This window comes from Planktothricoides sp. SR001 (assembly GCF_001276715.1).
GTDB classification, from domain to species: domain Bacteria; phylum Cyanobacteriota; class Cyanobacteriia; order Cyanobacteriales; family Laspinemataceae; genus Planktothricoides; species Planktothricoides raciborskii.
The window spans coordinates 1-23,407 of sequence record NZ_LIUQ01000058.1 but is presented as its reverse complement, the minus strand read 5'-3'; the positions used below and the strand labels follow the sequence as shown (position 1 = coordinate 23,407).

Annotated in this window: 23 protein-coding genes and 1 pseudogene; 7 read left to right on the top strand and 17 right to left on the bottom strand. The window is 42.7% G+C overall.

What is annotated here, in order from left to right:
* Positions 1-4: 4 nt before the first annotated feature.
* Together crtA and AM228_RS24115 are read right to left on the bottom strand one after the other, a co-directional pair.
* Positions 5-904: a cyanoexosortase A gene (gene crtA, locus AM228_RS24120; RefSeq protein ID WP_054469485.1), complete on the bottom strand. Its 900-nt coding sequence runs from the start codon at positions 902-904 to the stop codon at positions 5-7.
* 294 nt (positions 905-1,198) lie between these two features.
* Positions 1,199-3,712: an AAA-like domain-containing protein gene (locus tag AM228_RS24115; RefSeq protein WP_255353261.1), complete on the bottom strand. Its 2,514-nt coding sequence runs from the start codon at positions 3,710-3,712 to the stop codon at positions 1,199-1,201.
* A gap of 436 nt (positions 3,713-4,148) precedes the next feature.
* Here AM228_RS24115 and AM228_RS24105 point away from each other — a divergent pair, with 436 nt between their 5' ends.
* Entirely contained in the window at positions 4,149-4,352 is a 204-nt protein-coding gene (locus AM228_RS24105; RefSeq protein ID WP_054469482.1) for a hypothetical protein, read from the top strand.
* A 290-nt stretch (positions 4,353-4,642) separates the two neighbouring features.
* A complete protein-coding gene (locus AM228_RS24100) occupies positions 4,643-5,149 on the top strand; it encodes a DUF3172 domain-containing protein (RefSeq protein WP_054469481.1) in 507 nt (168 codons plus the stop codon).
* Between the two features lie 141 nt (positions 5,150-5,290).
* Here AM228_RS24100 and AM228_RS33430 read toward each other — a convergent pair whose 3' ends face one another.
* A complete protein-coding gene (locus tag AM228_RS33430) occupies positions 5,291-5,491 on the bottom strand; it encodes a hypothetical protein (RefSeq protein WP_156332017.1) in 201 nt (66 codons plus the stop codon).
* Between AM228_RS33430 and AM228_RS33425 the strand changes: the two genes are divergently transcribed.
* Positions 5,490-5,630 (top strand): hypothetical protein, encoded by a 141-nt coding sequence (locus AM228_RS33425; RefSeq protein ID WP_156332016.1) that lies wholly within the window; start codon positions 5,490-5,492, stop codon positions 5,628-5,630. The two genes, AM228_RS33430 and AM228_RS33425, sit on opposite strands and share 2 nt — an antisense overlap.
* A gap of 107 nt (positions 5,631-5,737) precedes the next feature.
* Here AM228_RS33425 and AM228_RS24095 read toward each other — a convergent pair.
* The 3 genes and pseudogenes from AM228_RS24095 to AM228_RS24090 all read right to left on the bottom strand — a co-directional run bounded on the left by AM228_RS24095 (position 5,738) and on the right by AM228_RS24090 (position 7,898).
* Positions 5,738-6,457 (bottom strand): annotated as a pseudogene (locus AM228_RS24095) (IS1 family transposase).
* Positions 6,458-6,679: 222 nt separating this feature from the next.
* On the bottom strand, positions 6,680-6,859 hold the full coding sequence (locus tag AM228_RS35670; RefSeq protein WP_255353260.1) for a transposase family protein: 180 nt from the start codon (positions 6,857-6,859) through the stop codon (positions 6,680-6,682).
* Between the two features lie 712 nt (positions 6,860-7,571).
* Positions 7,572-7,898 (bottom strand): YbjQ family protein, encoded by a 327-nt coding sequence (locus AM228_RS24090; RefSeq protein ID WP_054469480.1) that lies wholly within the window; start codon positions 7,896-7,898, stop codon positions 7,572-7,574.
* A 192-nt stretch (positions 7,899-8,090) separates the two neighbouring features.
* Between AM228_RS24090 and AM228_RS24085 the strand changes: the two genes are divergently transcribed.
* The gene (locus AM228_RS24085) at positions 8,091-9,314 is read left to right on the top strand and encodes a tetratricopeptide repeat protein (protein ID WP_072160904.1); all 1,224 of its coding nucleotides are present in this window, start codon (positions 8,091-8,093) and stop codon (positions 9,312-9,314) included.
* Positions 9,315-9,628: 314 nt separating this feature from the next.
* Here the strand turns inward: AM228_RS24085 and AM228_RS24080 are convergent, their stop codons facing one another.
* The 3 genes from AM228_RS24080 to AM228_RS34520 form a co-directional block, all read right to left on the bottom strand.
* A complete protein-coding gene (locus AM228_RS24080; protein WP_054469478.1) occupies positions 9,629-10,381 on the bottom strand; it encodes a DUF928 domain-containing protein in 753 nt (250 codons plus the stop codon).
* A 591-nt stretch (positions 10,382-10,972) separates the two neighbouring features.
* Positions 10,973-12,967, bottom strand: coding sequence for a CHASE2 domain-containing protein (locus AM228_RS24075; protein WP_082349036.1), 1,995 nt, complete (start codon positions 12,965-12,967; stop codon positions 10,973-10,975).
* 132 nt (positions 12,968-13,099) lie between these two features.
* Positions 13,100-13,429 (bottom strand): hypothetical protein, encoded by a 330-nt coding sequence (locus AM228_RS34520; RefSeq protein WP_197285396.1) that lies wholly within the window; start codon positions 13,427-13,429, stop codon positions 13,100-13,102.
* Between the two features lie 91 nt (positions 13,430-13,520).
* Here AM228_RS34520 and uvrC point away from each other — a divergent pair, with 91 nt between their 5' ends.
* Complete coding sequence (uvrC, locus tag AM228_RS24065) at positions 13,521-15,467, top strand: excinuclease ABC subunit UvrC (RefSeq protein ID WP_054469476.1); 1,947 nt, start codon at positions 13,521-13,523, stop codon at positions 15,465-15,467.
* A complete protein-coding gene (locus AM228_RS24060; protein ID WP_054469475.1) occupies positions 15,464-16,168 on the top strand; it encodes a hypothetical protein in 705 nt (234 codons plus the stop codon). The genes uvrC and AM228_RS24060 overlap by 4 nt, the downstream gene beginning before the upstream one ends.
* A gap of 68 nt (positions 16,169-16,236) precedes the next feature.
* Here AM228_RS24060 and AM228_RS24055 read toward each other — a convergent pair whose 3' ends face one another.
* The 4 genes from AM228_RS24055 to AM228_RS34510 form a co-directional block, all read right to left on the bottom strand.
* Positions 16,237-16,908, bottom strand: a complete 672-nt coding sequence (locus tag AM228_RS24055) for a DUF3318 domain-containing protein (RefSeq protein ID WP_156332019.1) — start codon at positions 16,906-16,908, stop codon at positions 16,237-16,239.
* A 237-nt stretch (positions 16,909-17,145) separates the two neighbouring features.
* Positions 17,146-18,573, bottom strand: a complete 1,428-nt coding sequence (locus tag AM228_RS24050; protein WP_054469473.1) for a sugar transferase — start codon at positions 18,571-18,573, stop codon at positions 17,146-17,148.
* A 91-nt stretch (positions 18,574-18,664) separates the two neighbouring features.
* Positions 18,665-19,117: an IS200/IS605 family accessory protein TnpB-related protein gene (locus AM228_RS34515; protein WP_197285395.1), complete on the bottom strand. Its 453-nt coding sequence runs from the start codon at positions 19,115-19,117 to the stop codon at positions 18,665-18,667.
* A complete protein-coding gene (locus tag AM228_RS34510) occupies positions 19,110-19,910 on the bottom strand; it encodes a transposase (RefSeq protein ID WP_197285394.1) in 801 nt (266 codons plus the stop codon). The genes AM228_RS34515 and AM228_RS34510 overlap by 8 nt, the downstream gene beginning before the upstream one ends.
* A 141-nt stretch (positions 19,911-20,051) precedes the next feature.
* Here AM228_RS34510 and AM228_RS24040 point away from each other — a divergent pair, with 141 nt between their 5' ends.
* Positions 20,052-20,303, top strand: coding sequence for a hypothetical protein (locus AM228_RS24040; protein ID WP_054469472.1), 252 nt, complete (start codon positions 20,052-20,054; stop codon positions 20,301-20,303).
* A gap of 418 nt (positions 20,304-20,721) precedes the next feature.
* Here AM228_RS24040 and AM228_RS24035 read toward each other — a convergent pair whose 3' ends face one another.
* The 4 genes from AM228_RS24035 to AM228_RS24020 all read right to left on the bottom strand — a co-directional run.
* Positions 20,722-21,333 carry a hypothetical protein gene (locus AM228_RS24035; RefSeq protein WP_054469471.1) on the bottom strand — a complete coding sequence of 204 codons (612 nt, stop codon included), beginning with the start codon at positions 21,331-21,333 and terminating at the stop codon, positions 20,722-20,724.
* A gap of 373 nt (positions 21,334-21,706) precedes the next feature.
* Positions 21,707-22,333, bottom strand: a complete 627-nt coding sequence (locus tag AM228_RS24030) for a thylakoid membrane photosystem I accumulation factor (protein WP_190880770.1) — start codon at positions 22,331-22,333, stop codon at positions 21,707-21,709.
* A 125-nt stretch (positions 22,334-22,458) separates the two neighbouring features.
* Positions 22,459-22,941, bottom strand: a complete 483-nt coding sequence (locus AM228_RS24025) for a CRR6 family NdhI maturation factor (RefSeq protein WP_054469470.1) — start codon at positions 22,939-22,941, stop codon at positions 22,459-22,461.
* An 80-nt stretch (positions 22,942-23,021) separates the two neighbouring features.
* Positions 23,022-23,407, bottom strand: a 386-nt coding sequence (locus AM228_RS24020) for a zinc ribbon domain-containing protein (protein WP_156332014.1), incomplete at its 5' end; no start/stop codon positions are given.

Below are 23,407 nucleotides of genomic sequence, written 5' to 3'. Positions count from 1 at the left end.
CCGGTTATGACTCTACAGGATCCTGTGGCTTAAGTTCATCCTGTTTCAGGAGGAACATATAGAACAGCCCGAAAATCCCGACAGCAATCATACCAAAGATCAGGGAACCATCTCCTTCATGCCAGTAATCAAAAGCGTCTGGGTTTGAGGAAGCCGCCAAAATTGCCATCAGGGCAACCCGAACCGCATTGACGATAAATCCAGTGGTTAAGGCAAAGCTGGCGATCAAAAATTTATGAAGCTTTTGATTAAACCGTTCTAAAGGAAACATGATTAAACAAACCGCCGATAGTCCCAACAGATAAGTCATGGATTCCATCCCTGAACAGCCACCATAGACTTTGATCGACCCCCCCGGTAAATAAATAAAAACATCTTCTAAGACCAGTTCATGGCCAGTGTACCACAGCATAAAAGCTGAGATTTTGGCCGTAAATGGCGAGATATCAATTTTGAGTAAATCTGTAATAATGACCCCAGGAATTCCCAGAAAAAAGAGAATTATTAGCTCTGATTTGTACTGTTTTAAGCCTTTGATGCCTGATGCGATTAAAGCTACCCCAAGCCCAGATAAAAATGGCATCAGACGCAACATTGGATCGTAGGTACTTAATTGACCGGAAAGTTTGGCGGGCATTGACATGATTGTGAATAAAAAGAAACCAATCAGTACAGCACCAATAAAACTGCCAATTGGATCGCTTTTGAGATTTAACTCTTGGCGTTTTTCCCAAATCAGTGAACCCACAGGTAGCCAAAATAAAACACTCATGCCTAAGTGGGCTTGATCGTCAATTTTCCAGAGAATTGCTAGGTTAACGATGATTAATCCTATAGCGATCGCACCTAACCAAGCGGATGGCTCTTTCAGCATTTGCACTGGAGCAAGTTCGCTCTTATTCATTAAAACCTCCCATTTTAGATATGACCTCATCAATTTCTAGAACAATCTCGAAGTTAACGTTAGCACCCAGTTTATATAAAAAATTGTGTATTTGTGAATTTGTATTCCTATAAAAACTTGCCAAAAATCTGATATTTTATCAATGATTTTTGGTAGATGAAATTTTATGTTTTCTTTTACTCAGGTTTTTGTTTCACTAATATAACAGTTAGCATTGCTGATTTGTCAATAAATTCTCCCGAATCTTCATCATATCTTTAAAAATTGACTTTCCTGGCCGTTGTCAAAGCATCTCTAAGGATTAATTTGATACAAGCGCACGGGTTCAGGAATTCCTTTGAGTTGCTGTGGCCCGATATAGGTGACATGGATCGATAAATGATTTTTAATCACTTCATAGACCGTATCAGAAATACAAATTCCCCCAGGGTTAGCTTGACTTTGCAGACGGGCGGCTAGATTCACTCCAGCCCCAAAAACATCATCGCCACTGAAAAATACATCACCGAGATGAACCCCAATCCGATGTTCTAACACTAAATCAGGGGGTAAACTTGCGGCATTTTTACTCAAGGTTTTTTGAATTTGTTGAGAACAAGCCACCGCTTTGACGGCGCTGTCAAAGTAAATTAACCAGCCATCGCCGGTTGATTTGAGGACTCGTCCACCATATCGTTGACAAATTTCTCGAATTAATTCAAAGTCTCGCTTCAATAATTCGAGCATTTGCTGTTGGTTGGCGACCATGTGAGCGGTGGAGTTGACCACATCGGTAAAAACGATCGCCGCTAAGGTACTGCTTTCTACCAAAGACCCGACAGAAAAAGGGGCGGTGGGAGGCATATTCTCAGCTATTGCTGAAATTTGATTTGTGCCGGAAACCGGATCCAGTGGGCAAGTTTTTTCCGGGATGTTCTCTGGAGGAATGCTGCCGAAACCTCCTTGGAGGCGATCGCTGAAATATTGGCGGTATAGTTCCCCCAAAGGCATCACCGCATTGCCTTGAAATTTGACTAAGCCCATACTGCGTAACTTAAACGCTTCCGCAGCATTAATCTCGATCGCCCGATCGCATCCCATCACCTGTTTAGTCGCGGCGACTAAATCTGGATCTTTTTCTAAGTTTAATAAATGACGGCGTAAATGGTCATAGTATGGGCCTGCTTCCGTGGGGGCAATTTGGAGAAATTCCCCTAAAGTCATGCGTCCTTTGGCAATTTGATAAAGGGCAACCCTGACTAGATAAGGATGTCCCCCCACCATTGTCATCAAATCCTGAATTTGACTGTCAGACCAATTCAGTTGGTGACGCTGCACTAAGTCTGTTACTTGTGCGGGGGTCAATTCGGGCAAAGAAATCGGTAATCCCACATTAAACGGAGATTGATTAATATTCAGGGGGATATACACTTCTTTAGAATGCGCGATCGCTAACCGTAAATTTTTCCACAGTGCCTCATTTTTGCCTCGTTCATGCCAAGCCCTGAGTAAGCCAAAAAAATCCGTGGCAATTTCGGGATGTTGGAAAATCTGATCCACTTCATCTAAACCCAAGACCAGGGGTTCAGCAATTTCGGTTAATAGATATTTTTGAAAGTATTTTGTACATTTATTTTTACTTCCCAGGGGGCCTTTCCAATAATTATCAAGGCGATCGGGTAAATTTAATTCTTCGCTAATACTAACACAAAACCACTGTAAAAATAAATCTAAATTAGATAGTAAGTCAGCATCAGCGGATTGGAAATTTAACTCGACAGTTTGATAACCTTCCTGTTTTACTTGGTGCAGAATCCGAGACATCAAAGAACTTTTGCCCATTTGGCGGGGCGCTTTGATGCGGATCAATGCCCCCGGTTTACGAATCGTCTCATAACAGTCTTGTTCAATGGGCGGACGATCTATATAAAATAAAGAATCTAAAGGCACCTGACCTTCTGGTTGTTCTAAGGATAGGGGCTTTGATAATTTGAGTGAAAAATAATTTTCGGGACTATTGGCAGGGTGATTGATGATATTTTTATGCGGAAATTTTCTGGTTACAGGAATCATTTCGTCAATAGGTTTATTAATTTTTCTATAAACTTCTTCAACGTTTTTTTCCAGACTATCCTGACTATTTTGATTCAGTTCAGCGAGAAAATCAGCCCGATAGTGTAACCCATCGTGAGAGGATTCTCCTTTTTTCTTCAGGACTGGGGCTAACGCTTCGGAAAGCCCTTCTAAGGCGATCGCACTACAGCCAAATTCATACGCATCTTCAATGGAACGACCGGCAGCGATCGCATCATAAAACCCTACGGCAAATTTAATTGCTGCGCGATCGCCAATTTCTCGATCCATGCCAATCACATAATCAATATATTGACAAATTGCCTCGGCTTGCACTTGGGAATAGCAGGCATTCAGCAACACACATTTAACTTGTTTGGCAAATAATTTAAATAACCTCGCCAATGCCACGGCACTGACTAACTTAGCTTCTGATGCGTCATCGAGCAAGACTAACCCTTGAGTCCCCACCCCATGTCCAGAAAAATGGACAATTTGCGGTTCATAATCCAACAAAGCACGGCGCAGGTCATCGGGACGCACAGCGGTTCGCGAGATAATCTGAAACTGGTGGCGACTTTTCGAGCGTTCCAGCCCTGTTTGAATTTCCCGGACTTCCTCATCTAGTCGGAGTTTTTCGGTATTTTTGGGATTAGCGGCCACGATCAGAATTTTTGTTAGGTAATCACGAGTCATAAACTTGGCTTCGGGGAGCGATCGCCGACGCGAGAGTCTCTTTTTATCATAAACAGCCAGCCAGAATCGGCGAGATAATGTGACAAAATTTTTACAATTGGCCGATCGCCTACCAGGATATCACTCGGTTTAGGCGAAGATTTCCCATCTGGTCAGGCATTTCTAGGCGATCGCGCTGTCCTTGGGAACTTCAACCTTAAAAATCACAAAAATTGATCGTGTAGATCCCCTAACCATAATCCCCAATCCCCAGACTCGATGTTCATCCAGAAACCATGATATTTATGAAAATTTTCTGGGTCAGAAATTAATCAAACATCTTTATTTCGTAACCAATACCACAAAAAATCTGGGCTGTTCTGACAAAATGATGCCAATTATCCCAGAATCAATCCTAAAATTTACCGGCCTAAAATTTACCGGATGTACCACTAACCTATCAGTGATTAGTGAATTAAAGGTTGCAAAATAGCCAAAAATCTCTGACAAAATTACCATGAATAATTTACAACGCGGTCAAATGACTTGGAAATCAGAGGGAACGATTCACAGAGTTTTATATTTACGGGGCAACCCTCACGAACCTTGGCGACATTACGAAGAATTTCCCCAATATGCTAAACCGGATTTAGCGGGAAATAATCCAGGATATGCCACATTTCTCGCTTTACTCAGAACTGGCTGGAAGCTGATTAATTAAGGTTTATTTCCCCAACCTCAACTCCATACACTGCCAACACCTAAAGTTAGGCAAACCGGGAGCAAGCTTGGGATGAATCAGTTAAAAATACTGAATTGACATCTCGCGATCGGCGCGAATTCGAGGGCTTCGATCCGAGTTGAACCCGCCAAATTTCGGGAAATCTGAGGAGCAAGCGGTCATTATGGCCTCAGATTCGTCATAATAGAACGTAGCAAAACAAAGAGTCTGGGAAGATAATTCCTAATCGCTCTTCCTAATCACTCAATGCGGGAGTAACGTAAAACATAATGGCACGTAGATATCGCTCAGAATACGGATCGTCTTCCTCGAATTCTCTACTTAACTACACTTCTCTAGCGATCTTAGCTGGGGTGTTTATTTTGGGAATTGGCATCGGCATCGCTTTTAGTTCGACGGCAAACTTTAATAGCGAAAATGTCGCCTCCCGTGAGTTCATTGACCGGAATGCCCCAAATCCAGAACTTTGTATCCAGTATGGCGCCAGCGCTGTGGTCATGGATACTCGGATGTTTGTCACTTACAATCCTTTCCATGTTTATATATCGCAACCGAAAATGGAACCGGGTTGCGTGTTGCGTACTAATAACTGGACGATTTTGGAACAAAGAAATTTAGTTCGCCCCGATCAGGTGCGAAATTGCAAAAATAGGATGAATACTTTTGGTTACACAGGGGATCTGAATCAGACGCCAACGATTAACTGTATTTATCAGAATGATGATAATGAGAACTTGTTTAAAAACCAATTAAGTATGTTATCTCCTGGCGATTAGATCGGCCAAAGCGTTGCTGATTGCTGGCGTTCATTAGACGATAAAAAACATTATCCTTGTCCCGCCATCATGCCAGAAATCAGCAACGCTTTTTTAATCGTTCAATTATTTATAGAATAGACCTCTGGCTTTCGATCATTTTTACCTGAAGCGATCGCCAATATGCTTCGCCAATATGCTTCGCCAATATGCTTCGCTAATATGCTTTACGGTTTGGCTAACCAAACGCCGTTGGCTACATGGACGATTAAGATACTGCCGCATTACGAGTTGAAGGGTAAACCGAGTGATTTTCTGTGCTGATTCTTTGGTAATCAAAGAACGACGGATTAAAGATAGCATGGCATCAGGAAGATTAACCGGCAAAATGGGGAGTATGTCTCGCCATTTAGCCAAAGAAAGCGATTCTGACTCTGCGGCTAAAGCCTTGACAGGGGATATTCTCAGGGGAAGGCAGGAGAGAAAGGGAAGAGATATTTAACTTAGTTTCAAATTCATGGAATAAATCGCGATTCCGCGCTGGCGCGGATCGCGAATCGCTGGGTTGAGATATTTCTAAAAATTCCGGCGTTGCACACTGGTGGTATGCTATAGAGACCGGGTTGGCAATGGCTCTCTAGAGTAAGTCAATGGAATAGGTACATTTTTATGCCTTAAATAATAAATAACTAATCTGACTGAGAGTTGCAACATTAAGAGAGATTTAGAATAACACTTTTTCTATGTAACCGAGCCAAGTAATGTCTTAGTCTTGTATTTTCCCCTTCCACACGAGTCATGTATGTTTTACTAATAATATGAGCGGCCTCGTCAATAAATTGGGGATAAACAACATAACCATCTGTCACATAAAAAAATGATTCCCATCCTTTAAGAATTTTCCATAATGGTTTAAATGTTGCCGCCGAACGATCGCCTATTACATAGGCTAAAATTCCGGCTACCCCTTTGTTGACCGCAGTCCACAGCCAGATTTTATTTTTTTTACCTATATAAGTCTGTAATTCATCTATTTGAGTCACTTCGGGAATTTCCTGATAATCTGGTTGCTCTGGCAAGCTTAATGCGGCTGCTTTTATCCAATTAATAACTGTGTTATCACAAACACCAGTTAATCGTTCTATGCGACGAAGACCATTGCCTTCAACATAAAGATGAAGGCAATGTTCTTTGACATGATCTGGATAGCCTTACTTGAGAATAGCTATCAATAAATTGACGACCACAATCTTTACAAAAATGATTTTGTTTTCCTCTTTTATGGCCGGTTTTATTAATGTTTTTAGATTGGCATACAGGACAAATCATCGCTATGTTTTATTTTAATGTTCATCCTTAGCATACCACGAATGTGCAACGCTTTTGCTCCCGTTTATTTACTAATATATTTTTTAAAAAAACTTAAAAATATAATTATTAACTGTGTTTTTTGGTTGAGTTTAATGTAATTAATTTAAATCAAAAAAAAATTATTTGCTGGTTTTTACTAGATAATAAAAACTGAATTTAATCTTTTTTTAAGATAGATGATCATGTTTTTTTACTTATTATACCAGGGAAGCCTACCGTAAATCTCTGAATATCCCCAGCCAATGTTGAAATATATATATAATTTGTGGTTGATTCACTGAGGCCAAACAAAAGCCCTAAGATTTGGAATGTCGGTAAGTGAGTAAGATATACTAATATAAGTATAATATGGTCGCAAATACTTAACTTTGGTTGCCTATCTCCAGCCGCTTTAATTAATCTGGTTTTTTTCCGCTAGGTTTTTTCATTATGTTCTCTTTATGATACTTTTATTCGCTGGATTATTTGTTCATAATCTAGTTCATAATCTAATCCGAGTAACCTTTGACACTCGGACGGATGCTATTCTGTATATTCTTTTATTTTTTAGTTGGCTCATAATCTGCATCAGGTAAAATTATACGTTTACACAGACTGATTATGCCATCATTTTTTTTGAATATGTCTATTATTTGCCCATTGATAATTTCAAATTATTAGCTGATATTAGATGAAGATTTATCGAAAATTATCAGATTATAATATTGGTTAAAAAGAAAGTAATTATCGTGATTATTTAAAAATTACCGATCGCCAATTAAAACAGAGGGCATAGAGAGTTTAAACATTTGTGTAGTGTCTCTGTGGTGAAAATAAAACCTATAATTAATATATCTGGAAATTCCGGTGGAATTAGAAGCAAAAAATCAGCGGCGATATTCGTCGGTTAACGATGGAATAATATCATCCTCAAACTCAAATTGTGAGTTTTGGTTAGCTTGCGGAGTGCGATGCCGTAAATACTAGACCTCTTGCTTTCCCAACCTAAAAAGTCCCTCTTTTTAGGGGGGTTTGGGGGGATCGATCCGTCCTGAAAGCAAGAGGTCTACTCAGAAGTTCCTCGGCGTCGCAATTACTGCAACTTCACCGCTGTGCCACTGGCAGTCACCAACAGCAAAGCCCCAGAAGTATCAATATTAATAGTTCCAGTATCAATCTCAATGCCAATTACCGCATCAGCCCCTTTACTCTGGGCGCGTTCGGCCAGTTCTGCTAGGGCTTCTTCCTGTGCTTTTTTAAACACTTTTTCATAACTGCCGGTGCGTCCGCCAATAATATCCCGAATTCCGGCAAAGAAATCCCGCAGGGCATTGCTGCCGTACACCACCTCAGCGGTGACAACCCCTAAATACGCGGTGACAATTCGTCCCTGAACTACATCTGTCGTCGTTAAAATCATAAGTTATTTTTATTTGTCTTGTCGCGATTGCCGCTGGCTTGCCAATTCGCCATTTCTGGATATCCAGAAATGGGAGAGTGCTAATTGTAGATATGACCAGTATTAACCAAAAATTGGCCAAGGCTCTATAATTAGTCCGTGAGCCATTATTATAGCCAAAACTCATTATCACTAAACAAGAGAAAATCACCCGTGCATAAGCAGAAGCTTTTTGGAGTCAGTCTCCTATTCTTAGGCATTTTTGTCGCTCCTTTACCCACCTTAGCCCAAGTCCCGCAATTCCTTCCGGAAACTCTCGCGCAAGTCGTCAGTCAAAATAATGCTCAAGGTAATAAGAAACAACTGAATGAATTGCTGAAAAAAGGGCGGGAGTTAGTGGATGCTGGAGATTATGCGGGGGCATTAGCCCTTTATCAACAAGCGGCGACTTTGGATGCGGAAAATGCCCGGATTTTTTCTGGCATCGGTTATTTAGAGGCCAGCCAACAAAATTTTCCCGCTGCTGTTGAAGCGTATAGAAAAGCGGTGGCTTTAGACCCAAATAATGCTGAGTTCCACTATGCTTTAGCATTTAGTTTGGCTAATGCAGAAGATTATGAAGCCGCTGAAGCTGCTTATCGGCGTACCGCTCAACTGGATCCGAGTAATTTGAATGCTTATTTGGGGATTGGGGTAGTCCTGCTGAAGAAAGGGGATTATGAAGCCGCTTTATCCATGTATGAATATGTGACGACTTCTCACCCAGAATATTGGCAAGCGTATGAATATATTGGCGCTGCTTTGATGGAGCAAGAACAGTTCGATCGCGCAATTGTGGCTTTTAATGAAGCTTTGGAAATAGCGCCAAATCAAAGTCGTCTATATGTGAGTTTAGGGAATGCTTTTTTAAGAAAAGGTGAGATTTCTCAGGCGATCGCCTATTTTAGAAACGCAGCGGATCTCGATCCCAATAATGCTTTAATTCACTTACAAATTGGCAAACTTTTACAAGCAGAAAATGATCTCAAAGGCGCAATTTCCGCCTATCAATTAGCGGCGCGGCTGGACAATCGCAACCCAGATATTTACTTTCAAATTGCCCAAATGCTGCAAGTTCAAGGGGATCTTGATGGGGCGCTGGATGGCTATCAGCGGGCAGTTTCCCTCAATCCCGATTTGTTGGAAGCGCACTTGGAAATTGGCAAAATTCATTTCAAGCGAGACGAATATGTTCCCGCAATTGTCGCTTATCGTCAGGTGATTAAGTTGTCTCCAGATAATGCCGAAGCTCATTATGAGTTAGGATTGGCTTTGCAAGCACGAGGACGTATGGAAGAGGCGATCGCGGCTTGGCAAGAAGCCAAAAAACTCTATCAACAGCAAGACGACACTGAAGGGGTAGAAAAAGTCCAGGAAGCCCTGAATAATAATCGTTGATTTTTGTCTGCACAGGGGCTGACTGTTGACTGTTGTGGGTTATTAGTTATTGGTTATTTGTGGTTCGGGATAAGGTTCAAAAAACAAACAACCAGCAATCAAAGAATCCCTACCCAATAGCCAACAACTCCTCCAACCCCCCCTTCAAAGGGGGGCAACAACTAACAACTAAAGAATCCCTACCCAACAACTAACAACCAACAACCAAAGAATTCCTACCCAACAACTAACAACTAACAAATAACAACTAATAACTAACAACCAATAAGTAGGGGCGAACAGCCATTCGCCCCTACAGAATAATGACTAATCATTTAATTAAACTCAGAAATAATGTTAGGATTTAATGGCTCTAAGACTAGCCGATCCAGTTGCACCGATCGCAAAAGTTCTTCCCACTCCTGAGCTAATTGGGAATCATCGGGATTTGATCGCCGCAAGTTGGCCAGTTCCGCGATCGTGTCATACCAAAAGCCCGCATTGGCATAAAGATTAACTCGTTCTAGTGCCGATGCTTGCTTTAACTTTTGTTGTAAACTGGCAGGGGGTTCTACTCGTCTAATTAACCCTTCAACGAAAGGATTCGCCTGCAAATCAAGGCGATCGCAAATAATCGCCAAAGACCAATAATAATCTTTGCCAATTTCCAAAGCCGGTAAACCAGAATTTTCTGGCAAACTCAAGCTAAGAATGCCGCCTTCTCCAGTGGTTTTCATTGTACTTTCATAAATAATTTCGCCACTACTATCATCAATCAGATTAAACGAAATCATCGTGGCTGAGTTCGGTGGCAGATACCAAAAGAAAACCGGATACTCTTGGGTGGTTAACGCCACATCTACTTTGGGCACTAAAGCGGTAAGTTCTTTTTGGTTATTGTTCAGACAAGTTTGTGCGGATGCAGACGCTCCTCTGACAGCCCCACCAACTCTTCGACTCGGAGGGGGGGTATTGGGGGCGGAAAATTCCACCGCATTCACTGCGGGTAATCCGACAACCAGAGAATTGAGCAATAGGGCACAACTAATCAGGGTCGTGAAAGGTTTCTGAATTTTTTGGATTGTCATAATTTTTCCTCCAATAGCGTGGAAATTTTTTTCACTTATCCTGAAAATAAAATAAATATGCGATGATTAAAATGGTATATGTTTGTGATTAAATTCATTTAAATTTAAATAAATTATAAAAAATATGCGAAACAAAATATACTAAACAAAATATGCTAAAAGCCCCGTGAGATTCCTGAAATAAAAAATATAGATTAATCAATATTTTTTGGCCATTTATGGAGGCGATCGCGTTTTTTTTTAATATCAACGCTTCAGTCCTTCTAACGGCTTTCTTTCGAGGTCAGGCTTGTACAATCTTGGGTGTGACCCCTTATAAGACATTCTAATTTATTGAACATCAGCAGGATTGACCCATGTCCTCGCGGATGTTTGTGGGAAATTGCCCAGCATTCCCCCAAATTAATTTAATCTTAGATAGCCGGAAATCTGGATCAAATATTACTTTACGAGTAAAGAATAATTCGCCGAAATTCAGGAAAAAAAATCCCAGGAATGGATGGGCATTATTGATTAGTATAAAACCGATCGCTCAACAATATAATATAAGGTCCAAGAATTTACCATATCTTTAAAAATCAGCTTAAATTTCTAAGATTTTATGGAGGCTGGGGCGACGGTGTGTTGACGATAAGCAGTCACCCGGTAAACATTTACGGTTTGTTGTTTGCCTTTAAGGGCTAATGGTCCCCAAGATTCAATGGTAAATTCTTCCTTGTCTGGGAGATAGTCAAGGGTTTCTTGAGCAATCAAAACCCGGCAAATACTGACTTGGCGGTCTTTTTCACAACTTTCTAGTCGCGAGGCGATATTCACGCTGTCGCCAATGATGCCATATTCTAATCGCTGTTTGCCCCCTAGACTCCCGGCGACAATTGGGCCGGTGAAAATACCCACGCGCATTTGCACCACAGGTAAACCCCGTTTTTTCCACTGGGGATTGAGTTGTTTGAGGCGATCGCCCATTGCCAAAGCACAAGCCACGGCATTGCGGGCATCTTCACCGATTTGTTCCAGGCGATCGCTCACCATTGGCACCCCAAAGGCCGCCATAATCCCATCCCCAGTAAACTTATTGATAATGCCATGATGGACTTGTACCGTCTCGGTCATAGCGCTGAGATATTCATTTAACCAGTCAAACAAAGTCTCTGGGGTCATTTGTTCGGAGATGGTACTAAAGTTTTTCAGATCCGTAAACAACATCGTAGCCACCACCTTTTGACCGGGGAGTTTGCCGTCTTTAAGCAAAGTATCCCGACTGTTCCAGAGTGCCTCTGCCACTGCCGGGGAAGTGCTTTGTCCTAGTAACTTCATCACAACTTGTTTTTGTTGTCCCGACTGATAGCCGCGATAAGCGACCGTGGCGCCACTGGCCATCAAATAGCCGATCAGGGGCGCACCGACTGGCACCCATGCGGCATGGAGAAATAAAATCCAACTGCTGCCAAGCAAACCCCCTACCATCACCGTGCCACTGATGGCTAAGGCTAAGGGATGGCGAAAGATCCAAGCCCCGGTAGCCCCCATCCCTGTCCAGGTGACAATCCAAATCAATTCTGCCCATTCTAGCCAAAACCAAAATAAGGGGCGATCGTCTAAAACGGCACTGAGAATTTGACTCAGCATTTGGGTATGAATCATCACCCCAGGCATGGTGGGATTTTGATCTTCTGCGGGACTATAGGGAGTTAAAAAAGAGTCTTTTAAAGACGAGGCGGTGGTGCCCACGATGACGATTTTGTCTTTAAATAATTGCGGATCAACGGAGTCATTTAAGACTTCGTGTAAGCTGACGCTGGGGGCAACTTGATTGGCCGTGCGATAGTTGAGCAGGATTTGATAACCGCCATCATCGGCATTGGTATAGCCACCGGAATTCTTTTCCAGGCGCTCAAACACCGCTTTGCCCCATATGAGTTGATAGGGTTTTTCCCCCGGTTCTGGAGAAAGTCCCTGGGCTTCGAGATAATTCAAGGCTAGTTTCAGAGAAAAAGAAGTCTGGTTGCCTTCGTCGGAGGAAAATGACATCAAATTCCGGCGGATGGTGTTATCGGCATCTACGACTAAATCATTAAATCCGATGCGTTCCGATGGTAAAGCCGGTGGAGGATTGACCCCCTCCGCATCATTGCGAATGCCAATCACATTCGGTGCCTGGAGTTGCGCTTTGAATTCCTCATATCCCGGTTCTTGGGGCAAATCCCGATAAATATCTAACCCGATCAATTTGGGCTGATGAGATTGTATTTTCGCGAAGAGTTTAGCCATCACCCGATCGGAAACCGGCCATTTTTGCAGTTGCTGGATATCTTTTTCGGTAATTCCGACAATCACAATTCTGGGATCCGGTGCTTCCTCTGGACGTAAGCGGATCATTTGATCAAAAATGGCCAGTTCCAAAGGTTCTAGACCATGAAAATGCCGTACCCCCAGCACTACGCCACTGGTGAATAAGGTCGCGATCGCCACGACTGCGAACCCGGTTAAGTCTGGCAATTTTTTGGCCAACATCTGCCGCAAAAACTTGGAGAACACAATAGTGCTGATGGGAGGAAAAAGTAATTTTTTTTCTGGATCAATCATACCCAGGACTGTGGAATCGATTAAGTTGTCAGATTCCAGACTGTTTTCCGGGAAATTCTGATTCCCAAGTCTGGTGTCAATCGGGTCTTGTTGTGTACCATATTTAGCTGAGATTTTTCTAGTATGACATTTTTAGGCAGGGGTGAGGGTTACAGCCCTTGGTGGACTTATTTCGGTCGAGCCAAAAAACCGCATCCTCAACCGATGGCGGGTTGGCGAGATGGCTACGCAACGCGATCGCGATCGCGAACATATCCAATCCGCTGCCAATGCTTGATGCCGAATATATTCGGCGATTTCTTCATACAAATGAAAATATCCGGGATCCGGATATTTTGGCCATTGAGGGCGATCGCGAACATATCTGAAAGAGGAAAGAGGTTCGTAGGAGAGGGGGGAAGCCGGGGAAGCGGGGGAAGAGAGGAGATAGAATAGAGAATAGAGAAAAGGCATACTATGCACATCTTTCCTCTGTGTCCCTCTGTGCCTCTGTGGTTCAAATCTCCTCTTTCCTATTTAATTAGCATCTCTTTAAGCATCGGTAGTTCAGGTAATGATCCCTTTCAACTCCAATATTTCATTAACCAATATCCCATTAATCAAAGATCCAGACCGTAAAAGTCGCCGCCTCCAAGAAATTCCTAATGAACCAGGGGTTTATTTAATGCGGGATGCGGCTGATAATATTCTGTATATTGGTAAGTCAAAAAATCTGCGATCGCGAGTTCAGTCTTATTTCCGGGATGGGCAAACTCACAGCCACCGCATTGCTTTAATGGTGACGCAAGTTTACGACATTGAATTCATTGTCACCGACACAGAAGCGGAAGCTTTAGCCTTAGAAGCGAACTTAATTAAACAACACCAACCTTATTTTAATGTACTGCTCAAAGATGACAAAAAATATCCGTTCCTCTGTATTACTTGGTCGGAACCTTACCCCAGAGTTTTTATTACCCGAAAACGACAGAAAAGCAACCCCCAAGACCGTTACTATGGGCCTTATGTAGATTCCCAGCAACTGCGGAATACTTTGAAACTGGTGAAACGCATTTTTCCCCTACGTCAGCGTCCCCAGCCCTTATTTAAAGACCGTCCTTGTTTAAATTATGACATTGGGCGTTGTCCAGGAGTTTGTCAAGGCTTAATTACCCCAGAAGATTATCATAAAACCGTGCAAAAAGTCGCGATGGTGTTTCAAGGTCGCACCGCCGAACTGCTCGAAACTTTAACCAGCTATATGGAACAAGCGGCTGAGTCACTCAATTTTGAACAAGCGGCTATAATTCGCGATCAAATTGCCAGTTTAAAAGGGTTAGGAATTCAGCAAAAAGTTGCTTTGCCTGATGATAGGATTTCGCGAGATGCGGTTGCCCTCGCTACCGATGGTCAAAATACTTGTATTCAGTTATTTCAAATTCGGGCAGGTCAGTTAGTGGGTAGGTTAGGATTTGTGGTGAGATTGTCTCCGGTGGAACCCCCCCAACCCGATGGCGTTCAAAAGGGGAGGCAAAGTGATGAAAGTAGAGAATTTGGGGATGTGTTACAGCGGATTTTAGAAGAACATTATCAACAGGTGGATGCGGTCGAAATTCCCAGCGAAATTTTGGTACAATATGAATTAAAAGATGAGGATTTTTTGGCAAGCTGGTTAAGCGATCGCAAAGGGCGAAAAGTGTCAATTTTAACGCCCCAAAGACAAAGTAAAGCGGAATTAATTGAAATGGTAGAACGTAACGCTTACCATGAACTCAGCCGGATGCAAAAAGTGAGCGATCGCAATATGCAAGCCCTGCAAGACTTAGCGGAAATTCTCGACCTTGCCGACCTACCTCATCGGATCGAAGGCTATGATATTTCCCATATTCAAGGGTCTGATGCGGTGGCATCTCGCGTGGTATTTATTGACGGTTTACCAGCGAAACAACATTATCGCCATTATCAGATCAAGAATCCCGCAGTCCATGCCGGTCATGCCGATGATTTTGCTAGTATGGCCGAAGTGATTCAGCGGCGATTTCGTCACGGGAAAGCGGGAAAAAATTCCGCCCACTCTATCCCGGAAGACCTGCCAGATTTAGTGATGATTGATGGAGGCAAAGGTCAGTTATCGGCGGTGGTCAAAGTATTAAGTGATTTGGGATTAATGGCAGATTTACGAGTGGTCAGTTTAGCCAAAAAACGCGAAGAAATTTTTTTACCCGGAGAATCTTTACCCCTGAAAACCGACTCGGAACAACCGGGAGTTCAATTATTACGTCGAGTCCGGGATGAAGCCCACCGATTTGCCGTTAGTTTTCACCGGCAAAAGCGCACAAACCGAATGCGGCGATCGCGTCTGGATGAAATTCCCGGACTGGGACATCATCGGCAAAAACAACTCCTGGCTTATTTTCGTTCCGTTGATTATATTAGAATAGCCACTCCCGAACAATTGGCTGAGGTGCCAGGAATTGGCCCAGTTTTAGCCCAGGAAATTTATCAGTATTTTCATCCATGAACTTCAATGTAAAACCGTGGCGACAGGGACTCAATTATTTGATTGTGGGATTAATTTTATTGGAACTGGCGATCGCGATCATTTATTTGAGCTATATTTTCTTCACCGGGGCATCCCCGATGAGTGTAAATATGGATGGAGCGAGAAATATTCCTTCTTGGTTACAAGCCATACAAATTTTGGTCATTGGCGCGATCACCCTGGGGTTAGCCATCACCTATCAACCCAATTTTCCCTATCCTTCTCGGCAATTTTCCTTCTTCTTAACCGGCTTACTCTTTTATGCCGGATTAGATGAAATCTTCAAACTCCATCTTGGTTTTCATAACCTATTGCCGATTGTAGGAACTAAATATTGGATTGCCATCTATGCCTCATTAATTTGTCTACTTCCGGTCTTATTTTATCGAGACTTTAAAGCCTTTTGGCAATCCTATCGCCGCGAAACCTTAATCGGACTGACTGGCATCATTATTTTTGCCTTGGCTGGGTTTGGTGGAGAACTATTTAAAAGTTATGTATTGTCACCTTTATTAGCGAATTCCCCTGGATTACAAAGCCATCCTGTCTTACCCTTGTTGCTCGAAAAATTTCGCGTAGCCATTGAAGAACTGGGGGAACTGTTGGGAGAAACCCTAGTATTGTACGCAACTTTAAGATTTACCCTCAAACGATTAGAAGAAAAGCAATCTTCTAGATAGTTTTGTTATTTGTTATTTGTTATTTGTTATTAGGATAAACAACAAATAGCAAATAACAAATAACCTTTTTAATAAAGTTTATCGTAGCGAGAGGTTTCAGTTTCCGGGGCTGGGCGATCATAGAGATAATCGGCTCTGGAACTATCCTGAGTCGATTTGGACTTGGCTTTAGCTTTAGCCGCACTGCGTTTGAGGGCTTGTAAGCGGGCTTCATATTTAGCCCGGAGTCGTTTTTTCGGGGTTTGTTCGATTAAAGTTTTCAGCGCACTGCCCAGACTCTTGTAAGCATTGGGCAGAGAATAGCCAAAGCGAGTAGCAATGGCGATCGCCCGTTCGTCGGCTTCAATGGCTTCTTTTAAAGTCTTCTCACCGTTATTTTTCTGATATAGACGATAGCCAGAAACTCCACATAATGCCAAAGCCAACAAGAGCAACAAACCATCTTGAACCCAAAGTTCACCAACAGCCCCGCCCAAACCAATTGCCAGGGCGGCCATTTCCCAGCCTTCTCTAGGAATCGTATCGTTTTGAATCCGCGCCACTTCATGCCAGAGCAACAAATTACGCTGATCCATCGCTAAATTTTCCCAGCGCACCAGATCCACTTGGATTTCTACCTGGTCGCTGCCAATTTCTTCGGTGCGGATCAGGGGTGGATTAACTTCTACACTTTTTTCCACCATGACCCAGCTTTGCAATTCGGGCGGTAATAAGCCTTTTAACCGCCGTAGTTCATTCATATCCGCTTTTGTGGTCGTAAAAGAGGTCATAACTCTCCCCAAAGATTGGCCTACAACAAAAAACTTGTCATTATGATAAATCGTAACAATTTTTCGGCGATCGGTGTTGTATGCCGGGGCGGAACTGCCACGGTGAGAGGATCGCCTGACAGATCCGCGTAGGGGTTAAGCATTCGGGCAATGTTAATTGTAGTACCAAGAGTTAATTCGCGAATGCTTAACCCCTACGCGGTCTGATTAATAGGCTCCTTCTTTGGCAACGACTACTTTAATGGTCTGAAACAGAATCCGAAAATCTAAGGCGATCGACCAATTCTGAATATAAGTTAGGTCTAGACGAAATACATCATCAAAATCCACCACATCAGATCGTCCAGACACTTGCCACAATCCGGTAATTCCGGGCAAAACTTCTTGGCGAATAAAGTGATGGGCAGAAAAGCGTTCCACGTCTCGCAGGGGAAAGGGACGCGGGCCAACTAAACTCATTTCTCCCCGCAAAACATTAAAAATTTGCGGCAGTTCATCCAAGCTATAACGACGCAAAAATTTACCCACGCGGGTGACTCTAGGGTCATCTTTCATTTTAAACATCACCCCTCCTTGCATTTCGTTTTGGGCTTCGAGTTGTTGCTGTAGCTTTTCGGCATTTGCTACCATTGTGCGAAACTTCCAAACTTTGAAGTGACGCCCTTTCAGTCCGACCCGGGTTTGTTTGTATAAGATTGGACCCGGTGAGTCAAATTTAATGCCAACAGCGATCGCTAAGAGAATCGGACTCAGGCACATCAGAATAATGCTGCCTGCGATCAAGTCAAACCAGCGTTTGAGCCAATAATCACCCCCAATAATCGGTGGAGAACTAAACCGCATCGTCGGGATGCCATTGACCATTTTGATTTCCGACCATTGAATCGGTAATTCCAGACCCACAGGCAGGATTCGCAAATGAATCCCCGCCGATTTCAGTTCCCAGTAAAGAAAAATTTGATCGGTGACAGATAATTGCGAGCAAATAAAGACTTCATTCACTTCTTTTTGGTTTAGACGTTGAATCATGGCCGACCAATCATGTTGTCTTTGTTTGGCAAAAATTTCTTGGCGATCGCAAATTTTAAACTGGTGCGCTTTCTGAAGAAATTTTTGTGCCTGATAGATATCTTTTGGTGTACCCACTAAACCAATGCGTTGGCGAATCAAGCCTTTGTAACGTAAAGACACAATGGCTAATTGCAAAAATAACCGCTCGACCACCACCAAAGTCATGGTAAAAAACCAGGACAACAAAAAGGTAGATCGGGCAATCACCGCCTCAGGCTCATAAAGATAACCGATCATTAATAAGACAACCTGAGCCATTGTCAGGGATTTGAGCAAGTTTAAATAGTTACGCTGTTTATCATCAGTGCCGTAGATTCCTGATGATGCACAAATTCCTAGAGTAATCACCAAGATGGGTAGCAAAAATGCTGGCTGTGAGTCAGAACCCCCTAGCAGATTAAAGGTTTCGGTAGTATTTCCCAGTTGATCTGCCAAAATCCAGGCACCACTGATCATCAAGCTATCCAAGAGGACGACAACTGCCACCCGTAACCAGCCGATGCCAGTCCCGCGAGTTAGGGTGGTAATAATCGGAGCGCGTATATCAAGCTGTTGTTTAGACATTGCCTTTCTAGATGCACGAAACGCTCATCGGTGAGCTTATGTGCCGATAGTTTTGGTGAACTTATCTGTGTTTCTTATATAGATATACCGTTCACACAACTTGGAGAAAATCGTGAGTTCTTAGTGGGTCAAGCACTAAAGGCATAAACGGCAATGCCTTTAAGTCATAGCCATCAAAAGCATTTGACTTTACCTTACGAATAATATTGAGGCTCCCATTGATGTCGGCATTGAGAATCCCTTTGTCAGATTTATATAGTCCACGACTGGTTCTCTTTCCGCTAAATTTGGGGGCTTTGTCTCCGTATTTAGACAACGGATCGCCATGGAGAAAAGATGCTTGGCTGGTGTAACTTTCTTCAGTTATGACAACATCTATCCCGACAATTTGAGCCTTATAGACGAGTTGCGAAATCAGCTTATTGTGAGGAATACTGACGAATTGTTGGTTGGTCTGTTTGACCAACTCAATTCCGTTCTTCCATCCATCATTGTGGCCAATAATTAACTGGTTAATCCCGTTAGCAAGACACCAATCAATCACTATAAAGGCTAACTGTGTGCAAGTAATTGTCTACACGGCAGTTTCTTTTGAAAGTGAGAGATTCTAGTCTTCTACTGGATTTACGCTGGTACTTGGTTGCCAATTCAGATTGGATTTTAGCTTTTTGCTTGTTGTAGTAGGTATTAATCGCCTTTAACGCCCCTCCCTTGATCAGTAAAGGCTTAACGCCTGACTGATTTGTTGTTAGAGTAACGAGGTTGACTAATCCAATATCTACCCCAGCAGTTGCATCCCCTGTGGTTGATGCTACTCGATCTTGTTCATAAACAATTTCCACCACATAGCAACCAGATCTGGGGATGACTCGAACTTCATTGACCTGTCGCAATCCAGAATTAAACTCTATCGGGCATGGGGTCAGTTTCACCACACCTTTTCTCAAAGCTGGTTTAGAGACAGTTTCATCGGGGAAGACAACGATATATCTTCCATTCTGCTTGTATTTATACTTCGGGATTTTAGGTTCCCCAAGGTATTTTTCTGGATGACGCTGCCAATCTTTATGCGCCTGTTTATATCCAATCCATGCTTTATGGACACGCCTAATAATTTGCTTGGCAACTTTGGTATTAGGTAATGCCCCATAAGCATCCGTCTTGGATACTAGATGATAAAGAGAAGTGAAAGACAACACCGTCCTTGTGTTAAAGAAGTGCTGCCTAATGTGATAATTGGCCAGATTAAATAAATTCTTAGACAAAAACGCTTGCTGGTCAAAGTAAGACCAATAAGGGTGGTTTTTGTTAATCAGATGTTTCTGGACTAATCGCATCTATCGTCCTCTCCCACTAATGAGCGAATGGGTGCTGATAAAAAAGCCCATCCCTTAGCCCGAAATCGGTTCTGGTAACTCTAAATATGGTTGTCTTGTTTGCCATCAGAGTGTTCATTATGATTGTTTCCAATTTAACAGATGACTAACGATTTTATGCAACTTTATGCTTTTTTACCAGGATTTAGGGGTGCTGCTATTAGCCCCGATCGACTCTCCACCAGTGTACACGCAGGTAATCAGTTTTTTACCATTCGCTGTTGGCGGATTAACGAAAAAATCAAAACTCAGTTTCGGATCCCCAGATATCTAATACTTTCCTCTCCTCCGACTTGGGAATATTCAGATCCGTGTGACTTGAACTTTAAAGGAGTCGCCCCGCGCCAAATCTAGGTATGATGGAGATTTCGTTGTGGATATCAAGAAAAAATCCTGGTGATTCAGCATCTTTCAGCATCTTAATGCCGAGATATTTATCTGCTGGAAAAATAAATCATCATCAGTGCGATGCGCGATCGCTTCCCTGGGAAAGCGGAATCGCTTTGAGGATACACTTATATTTGGAGAAAGACTCTTCCCCAGGCTCTTGTACTGTTTCCCTTCCAGACCTGTTCCCTAAAAGCCAGCCGAGAATTGAATTTTCTACTTTCATTCAGTTTACCCCAACTTGATCCTTGATCGCTCAAGAATTTGCACTAATCGTACACCCTGATCGGGGTAATGACAATGCCTATTTCTCAACATCAAAGCCCATCATCTTCAGAGGATGTGTTACTAAAATTTAACATTTCACCCGTAAAAATTTCCCCATTTAACAAATAGGCCGCCGATTGGGTTTCACGGCATGAATATACTCACTGCCAGCATGAGGCCAGCCTCGGCGATCGGCAGCGTGTGCCGGTTGACCCCAACCTAGTTGTAAGATAATTTCCAAAAAATCCGATTTCTCCCATTTGCAAAGACTAGCCCATTCTGTGGTCTGGGCGATCGCCTTCACCTCCGTTGGCAGAATTTTTCGATAGTCTTTACCATAATTCACCATCAGATATAAATCCATCCCCTCGGTGACTTGTTGCCAAAAATCGATCGCCGAACTCTTGAATTCCCTGAGAATCCTCATATCGTGGGGAATGGCGATCAGCCGTTCATCCACCACAGGATACTTAAGGGTCTTGCCGTGAATAGTCAGATGATGCCAGACCAGACCGGATACCTGATGTTCTATCTGATATCGGTGGATCGTGACTTGAAAATCTTGATAAGCGGTGAACTTTTGAACTGCGTCGGGTTTGATAATTTTGTCAATCACTGGATTGAGATCGGAAATAGTCGCACTCAGATTTCGACGCTTACCGTTGAGGCAGGCTTGGCGCTCCGATTCTAAGATTTTAATCAGTTCTTGTGTGGTGTAAACCTTTTCCATAGAAGACTCCGAGCTTTTTTCGATAGTCTAACCTTTTCTTCCGGTTTACCTAAATGAAAATCAAACAATGGATCGGTGTTCTGTCATTAAATCTTAATGATGAACAATAGTCTCTTCATCCACTGGCATACTTAGCCCCAACAATATGGCTTAATCACCAAAACCTGGTTTTTTGGCCAACCAAAATTGGCATTTAAACATATTTAAGGAAGCCAAAAAAATTAATCTAACTCACTGGATCGGGAGGCGGGTAAACATTTAGCCCAACCTCCCGATCTAATATAGATTGCCCAGAGAAAGCCCTATTTTTTTAGCGTTCACCGGCGAAGGATGTTCGGAGAATCAGTCAATAAAGGTCAACCCGTAGGCTAATTTAATAGGCTAATTCTGTATTAAATTCATTCACGGTTCGTTGCTTCAAGTCTTGATCTTCAGACCGAAGGGGCAGGTTATAGATTTTCCGAAAAGCGTTATCTACCTGGATAAAGGGAACTTGTCCTTTGGCATTAAAGACAACTTGGCCAGATTGATCTAAAATGATTGTTTGGGGCACCACTCCTTGATAGTAATAGCCCGGTTCGGTTGGCTGATAAGTGTCTTTGACCGGAATAGAATCGACCATGATCGGCAAAATATCTGTGGAGCGACCATAGAATGACTGCAATTGCGAGACGACACTGGCATACTGCTTAGAATCTTGGCTGTCATCCACATAAAAAACAAGGAGAATGCCTTTGTCTTGATTTTGCAGGGCTTGTTCTAAAGTAATTTTGGGCGGCACTAAAGAGCCATTACCGCCATAGAGGGCATAGATATTGCCATCAAAATGATCGTCTTTGATCCCGGCGATCGCCTCGGGCATTTGACTAAACACCAGAAAAGTGAAAGTCATCAACAGGGTCAGCAAAAAACCGGCAATTAATCGACGAGGTTTGTCCTCACTCAGGGGAATGAAGTTGAACCCACCACGGCAACGAGAAAAAATTTGAGCAAAAATCATAGAACTGAAACTTAAAATTTGACGGGAAATTTACAGCCAAGCTGGATACCGTTGAAGATCGAGCAAAAATCTCCCCGATAAAATGCTACGATGAGCCTAAGACAACGAAATAAATTTCGGCAGACTTAGGCGTCAGTTTCGAGAAAATCAAACAAGGACTCATCTAAGTCGTAACCCAATAAATTGGCCATCGACATGAGTTTAGATTTGCTCGGTAGACCTTGGGATTTTAACCATTGGGCGATCGCAAAAATTTTATGCATCAAGAAAATTTCCAAGGCTTCTGGATTGTACTGAATTCCTTCCGTCCGATGAAACTGATGGGGCACCAGCATCGCCGTATATCGAGCCAGTTCTCCGGACTTCCAGTCCAGACAAACCGGCAACCAAGGATAGCAGGCATCCAAGCGAATAAACCACATCCGAATTTCTGGGATTTCCGACAGTTCGCGAGGATCGGTCGGTTCCCGGGGATAATCGATTTGAAACTTTAACTCGGCTGAACAAGCGGCCATAGCATCTTGTTGCCAGGGTTTAATCACTTTTTCAGCCCCAGATATATCTAAAGAACCGAAGCACTCAGAATTGACGGTGATTAGATTTGCCATTGCCACTAGAAGAAGAACAAATTTCTCAAGTCAGGAATATTTTACAAGTTCTTAGGTATGTAGTGCAACATTTAACCTTCTCAAACCTGTTCATCACTGAACATCTCTGAGAATAGTATGACATCACCAACAATGGTGAAGGCAGTTGCCTGCAAAGCTCGTAACATGATATTGCGAGCGCCATTCCAATCTCTTGGTGCTATATATCCACACTTAGGACATTGAAATTTTTTGTTGGCTCCCAGTTTTTCGTGGATTTGACCACATTTCGGGCAAGTTTTGGAGGTGAATGATTCATTGCAGCGAACTACAATTACTCCATTTCTAGCCGCCATCTGTTTTAAATTTTCAGCAAATTTATAATGACTCCAAGTCAGAAAATTTCTCGCCGTTCTTGAACGAATCTTTCTTTTTTGGCGTGAAACCATGTTGGAGGTTTCAAACGTCGGCAAAAAGATTAATTTGT